The 22,600-nt window shown below is 58.4% G+C and carries 16 protein-coding genes; 6 read left to right on the top strand and 10 right to left on the bottom strand.

Annotated elements, in window-relative coordinates; translation table 11 throughout:
- Positions 1-11: 11 nt before the first annotated feature.
- The 3 genes from ACWGKN_RS06000 to ACWGKN_RS05990 form a co-directional block, all read right to left on the bottom strand.
- On the bottom strand, positions 12-860 hold the full coding sequence (locus ACWGKN_RS06000; RefSeq protein WP_452094871.1) for a 3-hydroxybutyryl-CoA dehydrogenase: 849 nt from the start codon (positions 858-860) through the stop codon (positions 12-14).
- 54 nt (positions 861-914) lie between these two features.
- Positions 915-2,090, bottom strand: a complete 1,176-nt coding sequence (locus ACWGKN_RS05995) for an acetyl-CoA C-acetyltransferase (protein WP_424255573.1) — start codon at positions 2,088-2,090, stop codon at positions 915-917.
- Between the two features lie 130 nt (positions 2,091-2,220).
- A complete protein-coding gene (locus tag ACWGKN_RS05990; protein WP_424255575.1) occupies positions 2,221-3,375 on the bottom strand; it encodes a hypothetical protein in 1,155 nt (384 codons plus the stop codon).
- 763 nt (positions 3,376-4,138) lie between these two features.
- On the opposite strand from ACWGKN_RS05990, the gene ACWGKN_RS05985 reads away from it, so the two are divergent.
- From ACWGKN_RS05985 to icmF, 4 genes are all read left to right on the top strand, one after another.
- Positions 4,139-5,905 carry an AMP-binding protein gene (locus ACWGKN_RS05985; protein ID WP_452094870.1) on the top strand — a complete coding sequence of 589 codons (1,767 nt, stop codon included), beginning with the start codon at positions 4,139-4,141 and terminating at the stop codon, positions 5,903-5,905.
- Between the two features lie 226 nt (positions 5,906-6,131).
- Positions 6,132-7,277 carry an acyl-CoA dehydrogenase gene (locus ACWGKN_RS05980; protein ID WP_452094869.1) on the top strand — a complete coding sequence of 382 codons (1,146 nt, stop codon included), beginning with the start codon at positions 6,132-6,134 and terminating at the stop codon, positions 7,275-7,277.
- A 206-nt stretch (positions 7,278-7,483) separates the two neighbouring features.
- On the top strand, positions 7,484-8,131 hold the full coding sequence (locus tag ACWGKN_RS05975) for a TetR/AcrR family transcriptional regulator (protein WP_035229128.1): 648 nt from the start codon (positions 7,484-7,486) through the stop codon (positions 8,129-8,131).
- 144 nt (positions 8,132-8,275) lie between these two features.
- Complete coding sequence (gene icmF / locus ACWGKN_RS05970) at positions 8,276-11,554, top strand: fused isobutyryl-CoA mutase/GTPase IcmF (RefSeq protein ID WP_035229129.1); 3,279 nt, start codon at positions 8,276-8,278, stop codon at positions 11,552-11,554.
- A gap of 66 nt (positions 11,555-11,620) precedes the next feature.
- Here the strand turns inward: icmF and ACWGKN_RS05965 are convergent, their stop codons facing one another.
- Both ACWGKN_RS05965 and ACWGKN_RS05960 read right to left on the bottom strand, forming a co-directional pair.
- Positions 11,621-12,769: a CaiB/BaiF CoA transferase family protein gene (locus ACWGKN_RS05965; protein ID WP_035229337.1), complete on the bottom strand. Its 1,149-nt coding sequence runs from the start codon at positions 12,767-12,769 to the stop codon at positions 11,621-11,623.
- Positions 12,770-12,915: 146 nt separating this feature from the next.
- A complete protein-coding gene (locus ACWGKN_RS05960) occupies positions 12,916-13,119 on the bottom strand; it encodes a DUF2065 domain-containing protein (RefSeq protein WP_035229132.1) in 204 nt (67 codons plus the stop codon).
- Between the two features lie 177 nt (positions 13,120-13,296).
- Between ACWGKN_RS05960 and purM the strand changes: the two genes are divergently transcribed.
- Positions 13,297-14,352 carry a phosphoribosylformylglycinamidine cyclo-ligase gene (gene purM, locus ACWGKN_RS05955; RefSeq protein WP_452094868.1) on the top strand — a complete coding sequence of 352 codons (1,056 nt, stop codon included), beginning with the start codon at positions 13,297-13,299 and terminating at the stop codon, positions 14,350-14,352.
- A 63-nt stretch (positions 14,353-14,415) separates the two neighbouring features.
- On the opposite strand, the gene ACWGKN_RS05950 is transcribed toward purM, so the two are convergent.
- Together ACWGKN_RS05950 and fusA are read right to left on the bottom strand one after the other, a co-directional pair.
- Positions 14,416-14,955, bottom strand: coding sequence for a MogA/MoaB family molybdenum cofactor biosynthesis protein (locus ACWGKN_RS05950; protein WP_052159914.1), 540 nt, complete (start codon positions 14,953-14,955; stop codon positions 14,416-14,418).
- On the bottom strand, positions 14,945-17,008 hold the full coding sequence (gene fusA, locus ACWGKN_RS05945; RefSeq protein WP_035229136.1) for an elongation factor G: 2,064 nt from the start codon (positions 17,006-17,008) through the stop codon (positions 14,945-14,947). Before fusA ends, ACWGKN_RS05950 begins: the two co-directional genes overlap by 11 nt.
- Positions 17,009-17,226: 218 nt before the next feature.
- On the opposite strand from fusA, the gene murJ reads away from it, so the two are divergent.
- On the top strand, positions 17,227-18,885 hold the full coding sequence (gene murJ, locus ACWGKN_RS05940) for a murein biosynthesis integral membrane protein MurJ (protein ID WP_424255582.1): 1,659 nt from the start codon (positions 17,227-17,229) through the stop codon (positions 18,883-18,885).
- Here murJ and ACWGKN_RS05935 read toward each other — a convergent pair.
- The 3 genes from ACWGKN_RS05935 to ACWGKN_RS05925 are packed head-to-tail and all read right to left on the bottom strand — an operon-like array spanning position 18,876 to position 22,588.
- The gene (locus tag ACWGKN_RS05935) at positions 18,876-19,202 is read right to left on the bottom strand and encodes a phasin family protein (protein ID WP_035229138.1); all 327 of its coding nucleotides are present in this window, start codon (positions 19,200-19,202) and stop codon (positions 18,876-18,878) included. The two genes, murJ and ACWGKN_RS05935, sit on opposite strands and share 10 nt — an antisense overlap.
- Positions 19,203-19,227: 25 nt before the next feature.
- On the bottom strand, positions 19,228-20,220 hold the full coding sequence (locus tag ACWGKN_RS05930; protein WP_424255584.1) for a tRNA dihydrouridine synthase: 993 nt from the start codon (positions 20,218-20,220) through the stop codon (positions 19,228-19,230).
- Between the two features lie 4 nt (positions 20,221-20,224).
- Positions 20,225-22,588 (bottom strand): cyclic nucleotide-binding domain-containing protein, encoded by a 2,364-nt coding sequence (locus ACWGKN_RS05925; RefSeq protein WP_452094867.1) that lies wholly within the window; start codon positions 22,586-22,588, stop codon positions 20,225-20,227.
- Positions 22,589-22,600: the final 12 nt, after the last annotated feature.

The raw sequence follows: 22,600 nt of genomic DNA, 5'->3' as shown, positions 1-22,600 counted from the left end.
ACAACAGGGATTCAATAGGTAAAGAAGCCCCTGCCGGTTTTCCTTCCCAGCCAGCCGGCCTCGACATACTTCCTGAGCAGAGGACAAGGACGGTATTTTGAATCCTTGAACCCATCGTAGAGGGTTTCCATGATGGCCAGGCAGGTATCCAGTCCGATCAGGTCGGCCAAGGCGAGGGGCCCCAGCGGATGGTTCATTCCCAGGCGCATGACAGTGTCGATGTCCTCGGCGCGGCCGACGCCCTGGTACAGGCAGAACACCGCCTCGTTGATCATCGGCAGCAGGATGCGGTTGGCGATGAAGCCGGGGAAATCGTTGGCCTCGGCCGGGGTCTTGCCGAATTTGAGGCAGAGATTCCAGGTCAGGTCGAAGGTTTCCTGCGATGTCGCGAGGGCTCGAATCACCTCCACCAGTTTCATGACCGGCACCGGATTCATGAAGTGCATCCCGATGACCTTTTCCGGCCGCCTGGTCTGGGCGGCGATCCTGCCGATCGGGATCGACGAGGTATTCGAGGCCAGGATCACATGGGCGGGGCAGATGGCGTCGAGGTCGCGGAAAATCTTGAATTTCAGATCCTCGCGTTCGACCGCCGCTTCAACGACGTAATCGGCCGCCTGCATGTCCTGCAGGTCGGTGGTGGTCCTGATCCGGGCCAGAATGGCATCCCGCTCTGCGGTATCCAGCTTTCCCTTGTCGACACTGCGATCGAGATTTTTGGTGATATTGGCCAGTCCTTTGGCAGTGAACTCCTCCTTGATATCACTCATCAGGACCTGCAGCCCGCTTGTTGCCGCCACCTGGGCGATGCCGTTGCCCATCTGGCCGGCACCGATCACACCGAATGTCTTGATCTCCATAGCATATCCCTGTCGTTTTAAATTGTATGCAATACCGCGTTGTGAAGGTGCGCTTCAGCGTTTGACCACGAGGGCGACCGCCTCACCACCGCCGAGGCACAGCGAGACGAGACCTGTCCTGGCGTCCTGGCGCCGCATCTGATAGAGCAGGGTCGTCAGCAGCCGGGCGCCGCTGGCTCCGATCGGGTGACCGAGGGCGACGCTGCCGCCGTTGACGTCGACCTTGGCCCCATCGAGACCAAGTACTCGGTTGATGGCCACCGAGGAACCGCTGAAGGCCTCGTTGATCTCGAAGATATCGACATCCCCGATGGTGATCCCTTCCTTTTTCAGAACCTTCGGGATTGCCAGGATCGGGGCCATCAGCACGTATTTCAAATCGATGCCGGCCGAGGCCTGAGCACCGATCTCGGCCATGATCGGGCATCCGAGTTGCGCCGCCTTCTCCCGGCTCATCACGACCACCGCCGCCGCGCCGTCACTGATGATCGAGGCGTTGCCGGCAGTCCCGACGCCATCCTTCCTGAACACCGGCCGCATCTTCGCCATGGTTTCGTAGGGAGTATCGACCGGGCATTCGTCGCGGGCAAAGAGTTTGACACTGCCCTTCTTGCCGGGGACAGGCACCGGGGTGATTTCCTCGTCGAACAGCCCGGTTGTCGATGCCGCCAGCGCCCGGCGATAAGACTCGGCGGCGAAGCGGTCCTGATCCTCCCGGCTGACCTGCCATTTGTCGCAGATCAGTTCATTCGACATCCCCATGTGAAAATCGTTGACGATATCCCACAGGCCGTCATGGACCATATGGTCCTCGATTTTTCCCGGCCCCATGCGCAGGCCCCAGCGGGCCTTGTCCATATAATACGGGGCCATGCTCATGTTCTCCATACCGCCGGCCACGACAACTTCGGCATCGCCGCACTGGACGGCCTGGGCGGCCAGCATCACCGCCTTGAGCGAGGAACCGCAGACCTTGTTGACGGTGATGGCCTCGACTTCCTGCGGCAGTTCGGCCTTGATCGCGGCCTGTTTGGCCGGATTCTGGCCATAGCCACAGGGAAGGACCATGCCCATGATGCACTCATTGACAACTTTTCCATCAATACCGGCCCGTTTCACGGCTTCCCGGATGACATGGGCCCCGAGATCCGTGGCGCCGAAACTGCTCAGGGCGCCGCCGAAACTGGCCAGGGGGCTGCGCACCGCACTGACGATGACCGCTGTTTTCATACACTCCTCTTCTCTGTTATATCCAGCCGCGGTTGCCGGCTGATATCGATCTGCAACCAACGAGGGAACCGGGGGATGGATATCCTGAATCGACGTCCATCCCCCTGAGATGTGTTTCTATCGCTCAATCTCAATGTTCATGGCTGTAGAACGGCCATTTATGGAAGAACCACTCGTTCCACAGCAGCGGGATGATCCACCAGAAATTCCAGATCAACGATTCACCGTGGATTAACCGGTCGGCGATATCATGCGCCATGTGAGTGTTGCCGAGTCCCCAGTAACCGAAATTGATGTAATAGAAGAAAATATAGAGGATGACGGCGGCGATGCCGACACCCAGGGTGCGGAACCAGAAGGCAGCCCAGGAATCCTTGTCGTCCATCGGCACCATATCATCGAAATAATGATGCCAGATCTGGAACGGGAACAAGGTTATGCCGGCGATCTCGGCGGCATGGTACCACAGGAACCGCATCAGGCTGTCCTTGTTGTTGTGCTCGAGGGCGGCGGTCATATCAGGCGCCCAGGCCGGGATGATCTTGACCAGGGTCAGGGCGATGGCATAACCCAGGACGAAGATGATGAATAATGATACCAGGCCCTTCCACGGCTGCGGCAGGTTAATTGCCGACCATGGTTTCATCCGCCAGGTGTTGGCGGTCATGAAGAGGAGAATGATCATCCACTCCCACCAGCCGAAGACCCAGTGGACATGGGGCGTGCCGCCGATGTTGGCCCACCAGGGGAAGTTCAGGCCGATGGAGGTGCCGAAAACCTTGCCGTAGAGCATGCCCCAGAAAGGAACGATCAGTACGGTATAGAAGATCATGGTCCACAGCGAGGCCCAGGCGAATTCGACGAGTCCGGCTGCCGGCTGCTTCAGATCACTTGGCCGGACCGGCCATTTGCCGAAAATAATCGTGACGAAGGGATAGCTGAAAAAGCCGATCAGGACAAAGCAGACTATCGCGCGTTCTGCGTAACGGGCGGAGCCGGCGACCAGTTGTTCGAGGACGATTTCCTTGCCGCAGGTGACGGCAGCACCTGTCGCGTCGGTGAACTGGGCGATATAGGAACCGCCGGCGGCCAGCGCTTCCAGGTTGCTCTGGCTCAGGAAATTGAAACCAAGACCGAGGATTCTGTAAAAGACGACGTGGATCACGAACCAGACAATGACAAGATTGACAATCGTCTCGATAATGCCCCTGGCCGGCTGCGGGATATTCTCGAACGGCCAGTCGCCCAGGAACATGTGCTGCCACAGACCGACAAGGATCATCATGGCGAGATACATGATAAATGGATAGGGAAAACTATGGATTGGACCTCGTGGATCGCTCAACAGATACCAGAGAACCCAGGCAATGCCGGTAAACACACAAAACGAAATAATTCCGGTAAGGGGTTGTCCCCATTTCGGCTTCAATTCTCCTGCGGCCATACACTCCTCCTTTCGTAAAACGTGAGTAGATATTTCGCTTCAGGTCCAGGGATATCCGGAAATCTCCTCCATTCTTCCCCGTGATGATCATGCTCTTGTAACTCAGTTTTCTGGGGGTCATGCCGTTGTGTCCGAGCGCTCAGTCAATTTTAAAATACTTTTTATTTCCTCCTGATTAAGAGATTCATGATGATTGTAACAGCCTTCAATGATCGCCGAACAAGCGCTCAATCATTTCTGCGATGATTAACCGTTGACTGGATTTTGTCAATCATTTTTCCATGCATGGTCTTTTTTCCTACCAGACTGCAGATGAACGTAATAAACCGAAACAAAACCGTATGTTCAGGGGTTACCAGTTATTTCCCCATAAATTTAAGCCTCAACAGAGAGTTGGTAGTGGTGATAATGATTTCTACGCATGTGAGTGAAAAATACTTTGACAAACAGAATCAAACCGAATTAAGCTTTCACTGTCCGAGCGAGCGCTCGCTAGAAGATGTTGACAAAAAACCGACCGAGCGCTCAGTAGCAGATGTCAACGGCAGGGAAGACAAGAAATCGGCACGGTGAAACGAAAAATCAAAAATTAAGGAGTCATTTTATGGGTATGGAAAATCTATACAAAGAAGTAATGGTCCTTAACATGATGGAAGACAACGACCAGAAGGCCGCTGCCGCCAAGGCTTTCTTCGACAAATTGAACGCCATGGCGATGCCCGAGTATTTCAACTGGGCTGAAGAAATATTCGAAGGTTTCCACATCAAGGAACGTGGTGATAAGGCAGCCCTCATCTGGTCTGATATCCACACCAAGGAACGAAAAAGCTATACTTACAAAGAGTTCGCCGGCCGCGGCAACCAATGCCTGAACTCCATGCGGCAGGCCGGGGTAGAAAAGGGAAACAACATTTACATGATGCTCCCGATTATCCCGGAAACCTGGTTTACCAGCTATGCCTCCATCAAAGGCGGTCTCGTCATCGTACCAACATCGACAACGATGACGATGCGTGAACTCGAGTTCAGATTCCAGACGTACGCCCCGGATAGTATCGTTGCCGACGAGGTTTTCACCGATCTGATCGACGAGGCCCTCGCCTTGACCGGGGCAACACCGAAAATCAAGCTGGTCGTTGGCGCCAAGAAAGGCTGGACCAGCTTCAGCGAACTGGAGAAGGAAGCCACCCAGGCCGCCGCTGCCAAGACCAAATCCACTGACCTGCTGTTCTGCTTCTTCACCTCGGGCACCACCGGCCTGCCGAAACGCGTCGGTCACACCGCGACATCCTACCCGGTTGGTAATCTTTCCACCTCGGTGATCGCCGGTATCCGTCCGGACGATATCCATCACAATCTCGGCGCCCCCGGTTGGGCCAAGTGGGCCTGGAGCAGTTTCTTCGCCCCTCTCAACGTCGGGGCCACCGCCACCGGTTTCAACTTCAAGGTTCTCGACGGCAACAGCTATCTCGAGGCCATCGCCACCAACAAGGTCTCGGTATTCTGCGCCCCGCCGACCGCCTGGCGGATGTTCATCGGATTGGATGTGTCGAAGCACGACCTCTCCTCGCTGCGCCATTCGATCGGCGCCGGCGAGCCGCTGAACCCCGAGGTCATCACCCAGTGGAAAAAACTGACCGGCACCGAGATCAGGGATTTCTACGGTCAGACCGAGTCGACGGCGATGATCGGCAACCCGCCATGGATCAAAGGCAAGATGCGCAGTGGTTCCTTCGGCTATCCTTCGTGCATGTACGACGTCGTCCTCCTTGACGATGAAGGCAAGGAGATCTCCGTCCCCGACGAGCCCGGCCACATCGCCGTTCGCCTCACCAAATGGAGGAGCATCGGCCTGTTCACCGAGTATATCGGCAACCCGGAAAAGATGGCCGGGGTATTCAGAGACGGCTATTACTACACCGGCGACCGCGCTTCGTTCGACAGTGACGGATACTGGTGGTTCGTCGGTCGTGCCGACGATGTCATCAAATCTTCCGATTACCGGGTCGGCCCCTTCGAGGTCGAGAGCGCCCTGATCGAGCATGAATCCGTCCGCGAGGCCGCTGTCATTGGCGTCCCGGATCCCAAACGGCACCAGTTGGTCAAAGCCTGCGTCATTCTCAAGGAAGGGTATGAACCCTCCCGTGAACTGGCACTCGCTATCTTCAAGCATACCATCAATATCCTTGCCAAGTTCAAGATCCCGCGGATCATCGAGTTTACCCCGGAACTGCCGAAAACCATCAGCGGCAAGATCAGAAGGGTTGAATTGCGGGAAAAGGAAATTGCCCGCAAGGAACAAACCAAGGAACAGATGCAACATGAATATTTCTACTGGGATTTCCCAGAGCTGAGCTCAAAGAAAGAATAATCTCCTCAGTGAACAATGTATCTCAGTCCGCCTCAATTCCCTACCCGGACCGAGCGCGGGCTGAGATGCAGACGGCCGACTTGTATCAGGGCCTCCGGATGCAGGACACCGCATAGCGCAAGGTGGTTCCGGAGGCCGTTTCTCCGTCAAGATTTGAACGACAGCAGTATCTTGCAGCTGCACTTTGTCCATTTCTCAACGCCATTTTTCTTGTGGAGCCATCATCATGCAATTCGCCCTGACCGAAGAACAGAACCTGATCCGGGACATGGTCCGTGATTTCGCCGAGAAGGAAATCGCCCCATCGGCACGTATTCGAGACGAGGAAGAACATTTCGACCGCGATCTGATGTTCGGCCGACTGGGAGAACTCGGTCTTACCGGCATTGTCTTTCCCGAACAATACGGTGGCGGCGGCGGGGACTATATCGGCTACGCCATCGCCGTCGAAGAGCTGTCACGGGTCTGCGCCTCGACCGGTGTTACCCTCTCGGCCCATATCTCGCTGGGGTCGAACCCTATCTACCTGTTCGGTACCGAAGACCAGAAACAGCGCTTCCTCCGCCCCATGGCCCGGGGACAAAAGCTCGGCGCCTTCGGGCTCACCGAGCCTTCGGCAGGATCCGACGCCGGCGGCACCAGAACCACTGCCGTCCGTGAGGGCGACAGCTGGATCCTCAATGGAACGAAGATTTTCATCACCAACGCCGGTGAGGCCGATGTCTATGTCGTGTTCGCCCGAACCGACAAGGAGGCGCAGAAGCACCACGGAATCAGCGCCTTCATCGTCGAGAAGGGCACGCCCGGCTTTTCCTTCGGCAAGAAGGAACGGAAGATGGGTATCCGCTCCTCCCCCACCCTCGAACTCGTCTTTGAAAACTGCCGCATTCCCGCCGAAAACCTTCTCAGCGATATCGGCAACGGTTTCAAGGTCGCGATGAAGACGCTGGACGGCGGTCGCATCGGCATCGCCTCCCAGGCCCTCGGCATCGCCCAGGGAGCCCTGGATGCCTCGGTCGACTATGCCAGGGAACGTAAACAGTTCGAATTGCCGATCGCCAAATTTCAGGGGGTGCAGTTTCAACTGGCCGACATGGCAACCCAGGTCGAGGCCGCCAGAATGCTCGTTTACAAGGCGGCCTGGCGAGCCAGTGCCGGTCTCTCTTACTCTACCGAGTCGGCGATGGCCAAGCTCTTTGCCAGCGAGACGGCGATGAAGGTCACCACCCAGGCCGTGCAGATCCATGGCGGATACGGCTACACCCGTGAATTCCCTGTTGAGCGGATGATGCGGGACGCCAAGATCACTGAAATCTACGAGGGAACAAGCGAGATTCAGCGACTGGTGATCGGCACCGCACTTTGCCGGTAAATACCGGTTCTTCAAGCATGCGACGGCCATACGGCAACCGCTGCCCTTCCGCTTGATTACCGGCAGGTCCCGGGAAGACGGCCCTGTGGGGAGGACTGCTCTTTCATAATTTTCTTTTGTTCTTCAGGAATTTTGCATAGTTTATTCACTCATGTATTTATTTTGAATACAACCAGACAAAATATCCCTGTACGGAGCGAACGGTAATGGTATTTGAAAGAGATGATTCGCGTGAAGTAGAGACCCAGATCAAGAATAAGGAACTCGTCAAGGAACGCCGAAGGCAGATTGTCGATGCCGCAGTCCAATTGTTCATTCAGCGTGGTTACCACAAGACTACCACCAGGGCACTGGCCAAGGCCACAGGGCTGTCGATCGGCTCCCTCTACGAGTATGTGACGACCAAGGACGATGTCCTGTATCTCGTCTGCATCGCCATTCACTCCGAGGTCGAACAGGGCCTGAAGGAGGTGCTGGCCAGACCTCTGCAAGGGCGCGAGGCCCTGGCCAATATCATCCGCGAGCATTTCATGGTCTGCGACCGGATGAGCGATCACGTGCTGCTGATGTATCAGGTGACCCATTTTCTGCCGAAGAAGTGGCAGCAGAAAGTCACCGAAGCGGAGATGCGGATCACCAGCCTGTTCGTCGAGGCCCTCACCGAACTCAAACGCAGCGGCAAATTGCCGCACCTCGACGATGCGACGATCAACCTGATGAGTCACAACATCTCCGTCCTCGGCCATACGTGGGCATTCCGGCGGTGGTATTTCGCAAAACATTTCACGATAGACCAGTATATCGAGCAACAGACTGAATTCATAATGTGTTTTCTCGACAAAAAGAAAAGTTGACGCTGTCCGGGGATACCTCGACTGCATCAACCGCCGTGGGGTCGCCAGCAGGCCTCGCGATGCACCCTCAACCTACGATGGCACTGCAACAGGTTCCGCGAATCCTGTCATTTCCTCGAATTTCTCTTGCCCCAAGGAGAGCATATGAGTACCGAAGCCACCATCTCCAGACCGAAAAACCGTATCCGGGTCATCACCGCCACCTCGCTCTTTGACGGCCACGACGTCTCCACCAATATCATCCGCAGGATCCTGCAGGACAGCGGCGTCGAGGTGATCCATCTCGCCCATAACCGCTCCGTTCAGGAACTGGTCGAAACCGCGATCGAAGAGGACGCCCAGGGCATCGCCATGTCCAGTTACCAGGGCGGGCATATGGAGTCGTTCAAATACATGATCGACCTCCTGCGCGAGAAGAAGGCCTCCCATATCAAGGTGTTCGGGGGCGGAGGCGGGGTTATCGTCGCTGACGAGATCAAGGAGCTCGAGGCCTATGGCGTGACCAAGATCTATTCCCCCGAGGATGGGGCGGCGATGGGTCTGCAGGGGATGGCCGATCACATGATCAGTCTGCTCGACTTCTCGACCCTGCCTTTTCACAGCTTCGATGTCAACAACCTGCACAGCGCCAACGAGATGGTGATCGCCGGGTTCATCACCGCCGTTCAGCAGATCAAGGCCGGCCAGGTTACCGGACTCGACGGCCTGATCGAAGCGATCCGGCCTCTGGCCGACAAACACAATCCACCGGTCATCGGCATCACCGGCACCGGCGGGGCCGGCAAATCGTCGCTCACCGACGAGATCATCCTGCGTTTCCTCCACGACATGCAGGACCTCACCATCGCCGTCATCTGCTGCGATCCTTCGCGCCGCAAGACCGGGGGGGCGCTCCTCGGCGACCGGATCCGCATGAATTCGATCTCCACCTCATCCCGGGTCTATATGCGCAGCCTGGCCACCCGGGAATCGGCGACCGAGATCTCCGAGGCCCTGCCGGAGGCGATCATGGTCGCCAAGGCCGCCGATTTCGACCTGATCATCGTCGAGACCGCCGGCATCGGTCAGGGCGATTCGAAGATCACCGAACTCGCCGATGTCTCGATCTACGTGATGACCAGCGAGTTTGGCGCCCCGTCGCAACTCGAGAAGATCGACATGCTCGACTACGCCGACATCATCGTCGTCAACAAATTCGAGAAAAAGGGCAGCGACGACGCGATCCGCGATATCCGCAAACAGGTGCAACGCAACCGCAAGGCCTTCGACACCAGGCCCGAGGAATTCCCGGTATACGGCACCATCGCCTCGAAATTCAACGACGACGGCGTCACCGCCCTCTACCATGGCATCATCGAGCAGTTGAACAGCAAAAAAGGCTGTGATCTCAAATCCACCATCCCCAGACCGGCCCTGAAGACCTCGTCGTCGAAGGCCATCGTCATCCCGCCGGACCGGACCCGCTACCTGTCGGAGATCACCGAGGCGATCAGGAAATACCACCGCAAGACCGCAGACCAGGCCGACAAGGTCCGCCGGCGCTGGCATCTGCTTGAAACCGCAGACCTTTTATCGCAGGAAGAGCAGGAGAACGGCACGCAGCTGCTCGACCTCCTGAAACAGAAGGCGGAAGCGATTGCCGACCAGCTCGAGAAGGAGACCGCCGGCCTGGTGCAATCATGGCCGAAGATGCAGCAGGCCTACTCCGGCGACGATTACGTCTACACCGTGCGGGGCAACGAACTGCGGGTGCCGCTCTACACCGAGTCGCTGTCGCACACCCGGATCCCCAAGATCTCCCTGCCGAAATTCAAGGATCCGGGCGATATCTTCACCTGGCTGCGCAAGGAGAACCTCCCCGGCTACTTCCCCTTCACCGGCGGCGTCTTCCCGCTGAAGCGGACCAACGAGGACCCGACCCGGATGTTCGCCGGCGAGGGCGGGCCGCTGCAGACCAACCGGCGCTTCAAACTGCTGTCCGAAAACTATCCGGCCAAACGGTTGTCGACCGCCTTCGATTCGGTGACCCTGTACGGCTGGGATCCCGATGTCCGCCCCGATATCTACGGCAAGATCGGCACCTCCGGGGTCAGCATCTGCACCCTCGACGACGTCAAGCAGCTCTATGACGGCTTCGATCTCTGTTCCCCCACCACCTCGGTGTCGATGACGATCAACGGCCCGGCCCCGATCATCCTGGCGATGTTCATGAACACCGCCATCGATCAACAGGTCGATCGTTTCGTTACGGAAAGAGGCCGCCGACCGGACGACGACGAACTGCAGCAGATCCGCGCCACCGTCCTCTCCAATGTCCGCGGGACGGTGCAGGCCGATATCCTCAAGGAAGACCAGGGCCAGAACACCTGCATCTTCTCGATCGATTTCGCCCTGCGGATGATGGGCGACATCCAGGAGTTCTTCATCAGAAACAATGTCCGCAACTTCTATTCGGTATCGGTCTCCGGCTACCATATCGCCGAGGCCGGCGCCAACCCGATCACCCAGCTGGCCCTGACCCTGTCCAACGGTTTCACCTACGTCGAGTACTATCTCGCCCGGGGCATGGACATCAACCAGATCGCCCCCAACCTGTCGTTCTTCTTCTCCAACGGGATGGAACCGGAGTATACCGTCATCGGCCGGGTGGCCCGGCGGATCTGGGCCGTCGCCATGCGGGATAAATACGGCGCCGATGAAGGCGGGCAGCGGCTCAAGTACCATATCCAGACCTCCGGTCGGTCGCTGCACAGCCAGGAGATCCAGTTCAACGACATCCGCACCACCCTCCAGGCGCTGTGCGCGATCTACGACAACTGCAACAGCCTCCACACCAACGCCTACGACGAGGCCATCACCACCCCGAGCGCGGAATCGGTGCGCCGGGCCCTGGCGATCCAGCTGATCATCAACCGCGAGTGGGGCCTCGCCAAAAACGAGAACATGAACCAGGGGAGTTTTGTCGTCGAAGAGCTGACCGATTTGGTCGAGGACGCCGTCCTCGCCGAGTTCGACCGGATCACCGAGCGCGGCGGGGTCCTGGGGGCGATGGAGACCGGCTACCAGCGCAGCAAGATCCAGGAGGAATCGCTGTATTACGAGGCCCTGAAACACTCGGGCGAGTATCCGATCATCGGCGTCAACACCTTCCGCAACCCGGACGCCAATTTCGATGAGGAGAACGCCAAGCTGAAACTCGCCCGCGCTTCAGACGAGGAGAAGGACGAACAGCTGCGGCGGCTGGCCCAATTCCACGAACGGCATCGGGATCAGGCGCCGGGGGAGTTGCGCCAGCTGCAGAAGACGGCCCTTGAAGGCGGCAATATCTTTGCCCAGATGATTCAGACCGTACGCCATTGCAGTCTCGGCCAGATTACCGGCGCCCTCTATGAGGTCGGCGGCCGCTACCGCAGGAATATGTAAAAACAAAACCCACCGACAGGCCGGCCTTTCCCCGACCAGGAAAGGCCGGCCTCGACGGACTGGGGGTTAAATTACCCCTCGTGCCAGAAAGTCATCAATCTCCCCGTCGGTATACCCCAGTTCGAGCAGGATTTCTCTGGTATGTTCCCCGAAATCGACGGGAGGAGTACGCAGCGAGCCGGGAGTCTCACTCAATTTGACGGGGATGCCGAGTGCCTTGCTGAGGGTGCCGTCACGCTGCAGCACGGGGACGATCATCTCCCGTTCGAGGAAGAGCGGGTCGCGCAGCACCTCCTCATACCCTTGAATCCGTGAGTGACAGACCTCGACTTCGAGGAACTCCTCTTCCCACTCCTCCAGGCTCTTCCCGGCGAAGGTTTTGCGCATGAAGGCAATGATCTCCTGCCGCCTCCCCTCGTCATACTGGAGGCCGGTATATTCCGGGACCCCCAGATGTTCGCAGAGGTTCCGCCAGAACCGCTCTTCCACCGCACCGATGGCAAGGTACTTGTGGTCCGAGGTTTCGTAGGTATTGTAGCAGGCGAAGCGATGCGAGAGTTTGGTCTCCGATCGTTCGTAACGCTGCCCGGTCAACTTGGTAAAAAACGAGGGCAGGGTCAGATAGCCGATCATTCCATCGGTCATCGAAATATCTATATACTGGCCCTCTCCGGTTTTTTCCCGAGCGAACAGGGCCAGCAGAATGCCGATCACCGCGTTCATGCTGCCGCCGGCGATATCGGCGAACTGGACGCCGGGGATGGAAGGGGGACGTCCTTTTTCACCGATCAGATCGAGGACGCCGGAAATGCTCAGATAATTGACATCATGACCGACCCGGTCCCACATCGGCCCGGTCTGACCGTAGCCGGTGATCGAACAGTAGACGACGCCGGGATTCACGGCCTTCACCGTCTCGTAATCAACCCCGAGAGTCTTGACCACCCCCGGACGGAAGCCTTCGAGGATGACATCGGTTTTGCTCGCCAGGGCCAGAAAAATGGCTTTTCCTTCCCGGGTCTTGAGATTGAGCGAGACATGCCGTTTATTGCGGCTGATCTCCTTGAAGAACATCCCGTCGGATTGGAATTTCTTCCCTTCGACGGCAATAACCTCGGCCCCATGATCAGCCAGGATCATCGAACAGTATGGACCAGGCAGCAATCTCGACAGATCGAGAACCCGGATTCCGGTCAAGGCCCCTTGTGATAGCATATTCTTCCCCTTCTGCGACAAAATTTATTTTCCTGTAGAGTGGTTCCGTAACCTGTGGTTTGTCTATTGTATTGTATGATGAAACAGGCGGGAGACAAAGCTATTTGACGAGGCAATGAAGATGGCCGGAGAACGGTGCCAAGGAATTATTCACCGAACAGATCTGTTCTCTGGACCACCCAGCACAGCAGAAATCCCCCGATCATCACGACCAGGCCGATGACCCGCAGGTGGCCGGCCGGAGTCTGGCTGAGTTTGGCCAGCCAGCCACGCATGGCCTCGGGAAAGGCGACATAGGGCAGGCCTTCAAGGATAAACACCATGCCGACAAGGAGAAGAAGCAGTTTCATGGCCACTTTCTACCAGAGCCGGCAAGGGAATTCAAGTGATGCCGGGCCTCCCCCCGTCTTTTTGCGACCCGGTGCAATTGCATTGCATTTTCACCACAGGGCTAATACTATGTTGCAAAACTTCGATGAACCGTTCCGTTTTTTACGGGTTTCAATTTTACTCTCAAGAAGCACATCATGACCGAAACACATCCGTCCAGATACAGCGAGGCCGGCGTCGACATCGACAAGGGCAATACCTTTGTCAAAGGGATTAAAGAGATCGTCGCCTCCACTCACCAGACCGGGGTCCTGAACGACATCGGCGGTTTCTCCGCCCACTATGCCATCGACCTCAACAAATACCGACAGCCGGTCCTCGTCACCTCGACGGACGGCGTCGGGACCAAACTGGTCATCGCCCATCTCTGCAACAAACACGACACCATCGGCATCGACCTTGTGGCGATGTGCGTCAACGATATCATCGTCGGCGGCGCCACCCCCTTGTGTTTTCTCGATTATTTTGCCGTCGGCCGGCTGGATGTGGCAATGGCCACGGAGATCGTCAAGGGGATCGCCGAGGGATGCCGTCAGGCCAAATGTTCGCTGGTCGGCGGGGAGACTGCCGAGATGCCCGGCCTGTACCGCGGCAACGATTATGATCTTGCCGGCTTCGTTACCGGCATCGTCAATCGTGACGCCATCATCGACGGGTCCGATATCCGTGTCGGTAACGCCATCATCGGCCTCGCCTCCAGCGGCCTCCACTCCAACGGCTATTCACTGGTGCGCAAGATCTGTTTCGACGAGGTCGGTCTCACCGTCGACCAGTATGTAGAAGAGTTGGGCTGCACCCTCGGCGAGGAACTCCTGAAGCCGACCAGGATCTATGTCCAGTCCGTCCTCAAGGTCCTCCGGAATTACAAGATCAACGGCATGGTCCACAACACCGGCGGCGGATTCATCGACAACATCCCGAGGATTCTGCCCCAGGGCTGCAAGGCCGTCATCCATACGACACGCTGGCCGCAGCCGCCCATCTTCACCTTTCTGGCCGAAAAGGGGCAGGTGCCGGCCGCGGAGATGTACCGTACCTTCAACATGGGCATCGGCTTGATGGCGGTGGTCGACGAGAATCAGGCGACGGACATCTGTCACCATTTCAACGCCGTCGGTGAACAGGCATTCATTATCGGCGAGATTGTCCAGAAAGACCCCAACGGCACCGTCGACGTCGACCTGGTCGACTGAAACTGAAATCTTCCGGGAGCAAAAAAAAAGGCCCTGCATCGGCGATGCAGGGCCTTTGAATTTTCAGCTGCCGCAGTCAGCGGTACCGCCGCCGATCTTTTCCAGGGCATGCGGCAGGACCGGCAGGATCACCTCGATGTTCTCCCTCGCCGCCTTCAGACTGCCGGGGAGATTGATGATCAGGGTCCGGCCGCGGATGCCGGCCTTGCCCCGCGACAGCATGGCATGCGGGGTTTTGCGGAGGCTTTCCGCCCGCATCGCCTCGGCCATTCCCGGCACCTCCCTGTCGATGACCTGGAGCATCGCCTCCGGAGTTACATCGGTCGGTGCCACCCCGGTGCCGCCGGTCGTGACGATGAGATGGACCGCCTGCCGATCGGCCAGATCGATCAGGGCATCGACAATGACCGGCAGTTGATCGGGAATGATCGCATAGGACTGCAGCACATACCCTTGCTGTCGCAGGCAACCCACCAGATAGGGACCGCTGGTATCCTCCCGCTCACCGCGCGATCCCTTGTCGCTCAAGGTCAGCACCGCGAAGGAATACGCCGGGGGAGAGACCGCCTCCGCCGACTGCCGGTCCTGTCCGTTATTCTTCATTCCTGCGCTCGGCAATGATTTTTTCGGCGATCTGGGCCGGGACCTCCTCGTAGTGGGAGAAGGAGACGGTGAAACTGCCGAGTCCGCCTGTCATCGAGGTCAGATCGGTGGCGTAGGTCTGGATCTCCGCCATCGGAACCTGGGCGTTGATGATCTCGGACTTGGCATCCGAATCCATTCCCATCACCTTCCCCCGTCGCGAATTCAGGTCGCCCATGACATCGCCGACATGGTCCTTGCCGACCTTGATCACCATGTTCATGTAAGGTTCGAGCAGTACCAGGCCGGCCTCCTGGGCCCCCTTCTTGAATGCCAGCGACCCGGCGATCTTGAAGGCCATTTCCGAGGAGTCGACGTTGTGGTAGGAACCGTCGACGAGGGCGATCTTGACATCGATCACCGGATACCCGGCGAGAACGCCCCTTTCCATCGCCTCCTGGATCCCCTTGTCGACCGCAGGCCGATATTGCTGCGGGATGACGCCGCCGACGATCTGGTCGACAAATTCATAGCCGCCGCCGGGGAGCGGAGAAATCTCGACCCAGCAGTCGCCATACTGGCCGCGGCCGCCGCTCTGCTTCTTGTGTTTACCCTGCACCCGTGCTGAACCGCGGATCGTCTCCATATAGGGGATCTTCGGCAGGGCCAGCTCCATTTCGACGCCGAATTTCTTCTTGATCCGCGAGCCGACGACCTCGAGATGCACCTTGCCGATTCCGGAGATCAGGACCTGCTTGGTCTGCTGTTCCCTGGTCAGCCGCAGGGTCAGATCCTCGTCGAGCATCTTCGTGATCGTCGAAAACAGCTTCTCCTCATCCCCTTTCTTGGCGCTGACGGCAAAGGAAATCACCGGCTGCAGCGCCTCCGGGGATTCGTAGACGATGGGGGCATTGGCGGCGCAGAGGGTGTCGCCGGTCGTCGTCTCCTTCAGTTTGGCAACGGCGACGATCATCCCCGGGCCGGCACTGTCGACCGGCTTCTGCTCTTTTCCCTCGAGCACATACAGCTGGCCGAAGCGCTCCGCCGTATTCTTCGTCGCGTTGAAAAAACTGTCCCCCTTCAGTACCCCGGACCAGACCTTGAAGATCGTCAGGCGGCCGGCATAGGGATCGGCCATGGTCTTGAATACCAGGGCGGAAAACGGCTCATCGGGAGCTGGTTTTCTCTCGGCCTTTTCGTTGCTGCCGGGAACGATGCCGATCCTGGCCGGGCGGTCGGCCGGAGAGGGCAGATACAGGTTGATGGAGTCCAGAAGTGCCGCCGTCCCTTTGTTGAGCAGGGCCGAACAGACGCAGACCGGAGTGATCAGGGCCTTGGCAACGCCTGCCCGGAGCCCGGCGAGGATCTCGTCGTCGGTAAGCTCCCCTTCCTCGAGGAATTTTTCGATCAGATCGTCGTCGGTCTCGGCGACACTCTCCATCAAATTCTCACGGTACAGCGCCAGCTCATCGGCCAGATCATCCGGCACTGCCGTCTCTTTCAGCGTCCCCTTGCCCCCATCTTCAAACTGATAGGCCTTGCCGGAAACGACGTCGACGATCCCGCGAAAATGTTCTTCCGCGCCGATGGGAATCTGCACGACGACCGGCTTTACCGGCAGCGCTCCCCTGATCTCCCCGAGCGTCCGGGAAAAATCGGCGCGCTCCCGGTCCATCTTGTTGATGACGATCATGCTGGGCAGGTTACGCTCGGCCACCATGGTGGCGAATTTGATCGTCTGCCCCTTGACTCCGAGGATGGCATCGGTGACAAAAACGGCGGCATCGCAGACGTGGGTGGCAAAGAGGGTCTCGTTGAGGAAATTGTCGTCACCGGGGGTGTCGATCAGATAGATATCGTGTTTTTTCCAGGAATAGTTGTGGAAGGAGGAGTTGATGGAGATCTTTCGGCTGATTTCCTCGTCGTCATAATCCATCGCCGAATTGCCGTCATCGACCCTGCCGAGTCGGCTGATCTTGCCGGCGGTGAACAGCATGGCCTCGGCAAGCGACGTCTTGCCACAGTTTCCGTGCCCTACTATTGCGATATTCCTGACTGAATTTGTATCCTGCATCTGTATCTCCTCAAAATCGACGGTTATTCAATGCCCTCTCCAAATCTCCGAAACACAATATTCAAGGATCTCCCGACTCCGAACGAAACACATCAGATATATTCAATTCCAAAAGACAAAGTCAAGGATGATCGACATCCGCCGGAAACCTGGAAATAAATAAACTCATAAGGAAAATGCTGCAGTTCGAATTCAGATGAATGACTGGAAAAAAAGGTATGGACAAGGTATTGTTGCTCTGCAATTTTTCCATTCCAGGTTTCCACTGCCGACACTATCCATTGAAAAACGCAGAAACAACCAGCAGGGGAATCGCCCGATCGGCAGCGACAGTCGGTGTGGCCGTGTTGTGCAGCCGCATCCTCGGTCTGATCCGGGAACAGGTGTTCGCGGCCATGTTCGGCGCCGGACTTGCCTACGACTCCTTCGTCGTGGCCTTCCGCATTCCCAATCTGCTGCGCGACCTCTTCGGCGAAGGCGCCCTCTCGGCGGCCTTCGTCACGGTCTTCGCCGATTACGACACCAACAGGGGAAAAAAGGACACCTGGCGCCTGGCCTCGAACGTCCTGACCTTTTTCGCGATCGCCCTCAGCCTGATCTCTCTGGCCGGCATCTATCTGGCCGAACCCGTGGTGACGCTGCTCGCCCCCGATTTCAGCCTGGTGGCGGGAAAGACGGCGTTGACGGTTCAACTCACCAGGATCATGCTGCCCTTCCTGGTCTTTATCTCGCTGGCGGCGGTGGTGATGGGGATGCTCAACACCGAAGGGCGGTTCTTCGTCCCGGCCATGGCCTCGAGTTTTTTCAATCTCGGCTCGATCGTCGGCGGCGTCGGTCTGGCCTGGCTGATGCCGCGCTTCGGTCAGCCGGCGATCGTCGGCATGGCCTTCGGGACCCTGATCGGCGGGGTGATGCAACTGGCGGTCCAGCTGCCCGCATTGGCCGCCACCGGTTTTCGCTTCCGTCCCATGCTGCGCCTGACCGATCCCGGTCTGATCCGGATCCTGCTGCTGATGGCGCCGGCGACCATCGGCCTCTCCGCGACCCAGATCAACATCTTCATCAACACCAATTTCGCTTCGGCCTGCGCCGAGGGGTCGGTCTCCTGGCTCAACTACGCCTTCCGCCTGGTCCAGCTGCCGATCGGTCTGTTCGGGGTCGCCCTGTCCATCGCGATGATGCCTGTCCTCGCCCGCCATGCCGCCAACAAGGACATCGGGGCGATGCGGGTCACCCTCGCCTCTTCGCTCAACATCGTACTCTGCCTCACCCTGCCGGCGACCGCCGGGCTGATCCTGCTGGCCGGCCCGATCATCCGCCTGATCTTCGAGCACGGGGCCTTCACCGCCGCCGACACCGTGGCCACGGCCAACACCCTGTCCCTCTATGCCATCGGGTTGTTCGCCTACTCCGCCAACAAGGTCCTGGTGCCGGCCTTCTACGCCATCAACCGGACGAGGTATCCGGTGATCGCCAGCTTTCTCGCCATCCTGTTCAACATCGTCATCATCACCGCGACCATCGATCGCTTCCAGCACCTGTCGATCGCCTTTTCGACCTCGTGCACGATGCTGCTCAATTTCGTCTTTCTGACGACCGTACTGTACTGGAAAATGGGCGGTTTCAACCTTGGCCGGCTGGTGACAGGCCTGGTCAAGATCCTCATCGCCACCGCCATCATGTCGCTCTGGCTCTATCTGGGGAGTATGCCTGCTGCGGCCTGGCTGGTTGGCAACATCGCCCAGCAGCTGGTCGCCACCTTTTCCCTCATCCTCACCGGAGCCCTGATCTACGGGGTCGTGCTGTTCAAGCTCGGCATGCCCGAGCTCGACGACGCCGTGTCCAGGATCAGATCAAGATTCAGGCCTCAGAACTGATCGGCGCCGGAGGCGTTCTGCAGTTTTTCGACGGCCTCCCGCAGCTGCATGATCTCTTCCCGCAGTTCGTCGATCTGGCCCTTGCGTGCCACGTCCATCTTTTCCAGCGTCGAACGGACGATCTCGTCCAGCTGTTTCTTGATCTCGGCCTGGGATTCCTCCGATTTTTTCATCAGCTCGTCGACGAGCTTCCGTCCCTCCTGTTCCGAAAGATTCCCTTTCCTGATGAAATCGGCGGCCAGTTCCTCGACCTTCTCTTTCGTCATCGCTGCCATCCCGATACCGGTGAACATCGCTTTCTTGATCAGTTCAAACATGGAATCCCTCCTGTTTTTTCACATGTCATATCGCAGAATGAAGAAAAAATTCCTCAGCCTGCCGCTTGGCCTCGTCCATCGTCTCACTCTTCTGGACCGATGTCGCCAGAAGATGCCCGAACTGGAAATTGCGGGCGAAATAGTGACTGAACTGCTTCAACCGCCCGAGCCGGCGTTCCACCGGGAAGCGCTCTTCGAGCAGCGCAGCAAAACGATCGAACATCTCCTGCTTCGTCCTGCCGCTGGAGGCGATTGGAAGTCCGTAAACCTCTCGCGCAATATCGGCGAACAGCCAGGGCCGGCAGGCCGCCCCCCGGCCCAGCATCAGGCCGTCAGCGCCTGATGCCCGGAGGCATTGCCGCGCCTCCTCGACCGAAAAGATCCCGCCGTTGGCCAGCACCGGAATGGCTACCGCCCGCTTCACCGTGCCAATCCAGTCCCAGCGCGGACGCCGGCAGAATTTCTCCTTGTCCAGCCTGCCGTGGACGGTCAGCAGATCGACTCCCTCCCCCTCGAGCATCCGGCAGAAGTCCAGCAGCCTGCTCTCGTCGAGACATTCCCCGAGGCGGATCTTGGCGCTCACCGGCAGATGGGTCGCGGCCCGCAGGGTCCGGATCAGGATCCGGACCCGTTGCGGATCGCCGGTCAGGAAAACCCCGGCGCCATGTCGCCGCAGTTGCGGGGCCGGGCAGCCAAGATTGAGATCGATCCCCTGGGCCTCGAGTTCATGCAGTCGGTCGACCGCCGGGGCAATATCCTCGTTTTCCGTCAGAAACAGCTGATAGAACAGCGGCCGTTCCTCTGTCCCGCGGATGAGGTAGGGCGAGGTCCGGTCGCTTTCCTGCGGCAGCTTCCGTGCGGCCAGCATCTCGGTAAACAGCAGCCCAGTCCCGCCCTCCTCCAGCACCAGTGTCCGCAGGGCCGAGTGGGAAAGACCGACCATCGGGGCCAGCGCCAGCGGCGGAGAGATGGCCAGACCACGCAGGGTCATGCCGCCCGTTGTCGAGAGAGCGGACATCAATTCATCTCCCTGCCGTCCGGTGCGCCACGGAGACTATCTCGGTCACCACCGTCTGTTCCAGCTTATTGAACAGTTTGATATGGATGACAAGGTCCTGCCCGGCGGCAATGCGTGACGTGACCCCGACAATCATCCCGGTACACTGCAGCATCCTTCCCTCAACCGGCCCCAACTCAGTGACGACCTGCCGGCCCAGGAGCGAGCCGGCACTGTTCCTGTTCGGCATCCTGATGGCTACCGCGATGCCTCCTCTTGAGACATCCGTCATTTCCCCTGTGAAGGTCCCTTTTCCAGGATGGCCGTAACGGTCGAGCAGCATCACATCGATGATCATCGACAGCCGAAACCTGGAATGGTCGCGCCGGTCACTCCCCGCCATTCTGACAAGTTCCGGAACGATATCGAATTTCCGGCAGCAGTCGTGAAGCTTCGGCTCGATTTCGGCATGGAAAGGCTGCAGATCAGCCAATGCCTGCCGATCGAGCACCTGGATCCGGACATCCGACAGGGCCTTCGAGGTAATGGTCCAGACCGATGCGGAGAAGAACTGATCGACCCCGAGTATATCGCCCGGCTGCATCCGTTTGAGAAATATTTCCTGAGCCCCGTCGTGACAATAGGTCCCAACAGAGCCGGAATTGATGAAGTAAAGACATGGGTCCGTCTCCCCCCGACGGACGATCGACTCGCCGGTCCGGTAGCGTTCCGGCCGCATCGCCTGGTACAACGCGGTGAATTCGGCAGTGCTCATCCTCTCGTGGAGATCGGCCCAGATGGTCAGATGATGGCCGGTGATCGAGGTGCTCCTTTCCTCTTCGATGATCTCCCCGGCCCGGAGCACATCGTCCAGGGCCATCGGGTTGATCTGCAGCAGGCGGTCGCGCAGTTTCTCGGCCGTGATGAAATCCTTGTCCCGTGCCGCCGTTACACAACGGCTGAAGATCTTCCCGCAGGCGATGTCGAGATCCCCTTTTCTGATCAAGGCGGCGATCTCCTCCTCGAACGATCGGATGAGCGAAGCTGCCTTGACCTTTTCCCTGGGATCGTCCGCGAATGTCGTCTCCTCATGCATTGCCGCCAATTTTTGCCGTTCGTGCCGCAGTTTCGGTTCAATGACGCAAAGCGCCTCCTCGGCGAGCGGGATGATCCTTTCACTCCACGGTGCATCCGCCTGTTCCTCGACAAGCCGTTCGATTGCGGCAACACTGTCCTTGTCGGCAAATTGGCGAAGGGCAAGGGCAATCCGGACCACCAGTTCCTCCCTGACCTTCATGGAGAATCCATCGCGCCTGTCCAGGAGGCGGACCAGGGTCCCCGCCGCCCCCTTCCCGCCGATTTCCGCCAGCTGCACGACTAGCGCGGGCTTCAATCGATCATCGACCGCAGCCAGGGCCTCGATCAGCCTGGTCTTCAGGCTCCCGCCGCCGAGCCTGACAATGCAGCCGATCACCTCCTGCTGAACCCTGATGTCACGGTGCTGCAGATACGGTTCGACTATCGGATACAGCAACGGATCGCCGATGCCGGCGACGATGGCGACGATATTGCGGACCACGAACCAGGCTGGGTTCCGGTTCAGACACTCGACCAGTACCGGCGCCGCCTCATGGCCGGTGTCGGGAATGAGGCGCATCAGCAGCAGGCGGTCCCGCCTGCTGTCACTGTGCATCAGCTGATTGATGAGGAAAATGACGGCTCTGCGACCGAGACATACCAGGATTTTACCTGCACTCTCCTGTTGCCGCTCCTCATTGCTCAGATAGATTGAGGCAAGTAGCTCGAGGATCGCGATCGAGGCCAGATTTTCCTGCAGTCTCGCCATCATCCCAGTCATGACGTTCCCTTTTTCGAGGGAGCCGCACCGGATCCGGTGGATGACCGCGAGCAGTGGTTCGGTTTCGGCCAAAAGGCCATGTTCGAGCAGGAGCGTCGCCAACTGCCGGATCTGGTTGCAGACGACCTCGAAGCCTGCAATATAGACGGTTTCGAGTTCCAGCCAGCCGGCCAGCAGCCCCGCCGTGGTACCAAGAGCCGGCAGTTGCCGCCGCTCCAGGCACCGGTCGATCAGCACAGACACCGCCATTACGGCACGTTGCCGCAGCACGATATCTTCACATCGCACGCATTCGCCCAACCGACCCATCATGGTTGACGCTTCCTCCTCCCGGCCCTCGGCAAAAAGAGAATGGATGTAATCGGCCAGACTGGTTGCCAGCTCATTGTTCTGCAGTACAGCGAAATTGCCGTCGGCAAATTCGGCGGCTCCCTGGGATATACGCCGTTCCTGACGCGCCCGTTCCGCCTCCAGGATGATCTTTCTTCCCTGGATCTTCGCCTCTTCCTGTCTCTTCCCGTCAATCAGCATGCGATCTCTCCT

The organism is Desulfoprunum sp., from assembly GCF_053613775.1.
Note: the sequence above shows the minus strand (reverse complement) of the source record. Positions and strands in the feature narration are given on the sequence as shown.

Excerpts from the sequence above, each read along its gene's own strand:
- fusA (WP_035229136.1), bottom strand. The coding sequence starts at position 17,008 with ATGCAGGATACAAATTCAGTCAGGAATATCGCAATAGTAGGGCACGGA.
- ACWGKN_RS05960 (WP_035229132.1), bottom strand. The coding sequence starts at position 13,119 with ATGAAACTGCTTCTTCTCCTTGTCGGCATGGTGTTTATCCTTGAAGGC.
- ACWGKN_RS05950 (WP_052159914.1), bottom strand. The coding sequence starts at position 14,955 with ATGAAGAATAACGGACAGGACCGGCAGTCGGCGGAGGCGGTCTCTCCC.
- ACWGKN_RS05980 (WP_452094869.1), top strand. The coding sequence starts at position 6,132 with ATGCAATTCGCCCTGACCGAAGAACAGAACCTGATCCGGGACATGGTC.
- ACWGKN_RS05935 (WP_035229138.1), bottom strand. The coding sequence starts at position 19,202 with ATGTTTGAACTGATCAAGAAAGCGATGTTCACCGGTATCGGGATGGCA.
- ACWGKN_RS05985 (WP_452094870.1), top strand. The coding sequence starts at position 4,139 with ATGGGTATGGAAAATCTATACAAAGAAGTAATGGTCCTTAACATGATG.
- ACWGKN_RS05975 (WP_035229128.1), top strand. The coding sequence starts at position 7,484 with ATGGTATTTGAAAGAGATGATTCGCGTGAAGTAGAGACCCAGATCAAG.
- ACWGKN_RS05925 (WP_452094867.1), bottom strand. The coding sequence starts at position 22,588 with ATGCTGATTGACGGGAAGAGACAGGAAGAGGCGAAGATCCAGGGAAGA.
- ACWGKN_RS05990 (WP_424255575.1), bottom strand. The coding sequence starts at position 3,375 with ATGATGATCCTTGTCGGTCTGTGGCAGCACATGTTCCTGGGCGACTGG.
- ACWGKN_RS05930 (WP_424255584.1), bottom strand. The coding sequence starts at position 20,220 with ATGTCCGCTCTCTCGACAACGGGCGGCATGACCCTGCGTGGTCTGGCC.
- murJ (WP_424255582.1), top strand. The coding sequence starts at position 17,227 with ATGGACAAGGTATTGTTGCTCTGCAATTTTTCCATTCCAGGTTTCCAC.
- ACWGKN_RS05965 (WP_035229337.1), bottom strand. The coding sequence starts at position 12,769 with ATGCTATCACAAGGGGCCTTGACCGGAATCCGGGTTCTCGATCTGTCG.
- ACWGKN_RS06000 (WP_452094871.1), bottom strand. The coding sequence starts at position 860 with ATGGAGATCAAGACATTCGGTGTGATCGGTGCCGGCCAGATGGGCAAC.
- ACWGKN_RS05995 (WP_424255573.1), bottom strand. The coding sequence starts at position 2,090 with ATGAAAACAGCGGTCATCGTCAGTGCGGTGCGCAGCCCCCTGGCCAGT.
- purM (WP_452094868.1), top strand. The coding sequence starts at position 13,297 with ATGACCGAAACACATCCGTCCAGATACAGCGAGGCCGGCGTCGACATC.
- icmF (WP_035229129.1), top strand. The coding sequence starts at position 8,276 with ATGAGTACCGAAGCCACCATCTCCAGACCGAAAAACCGTATCCGGGTC.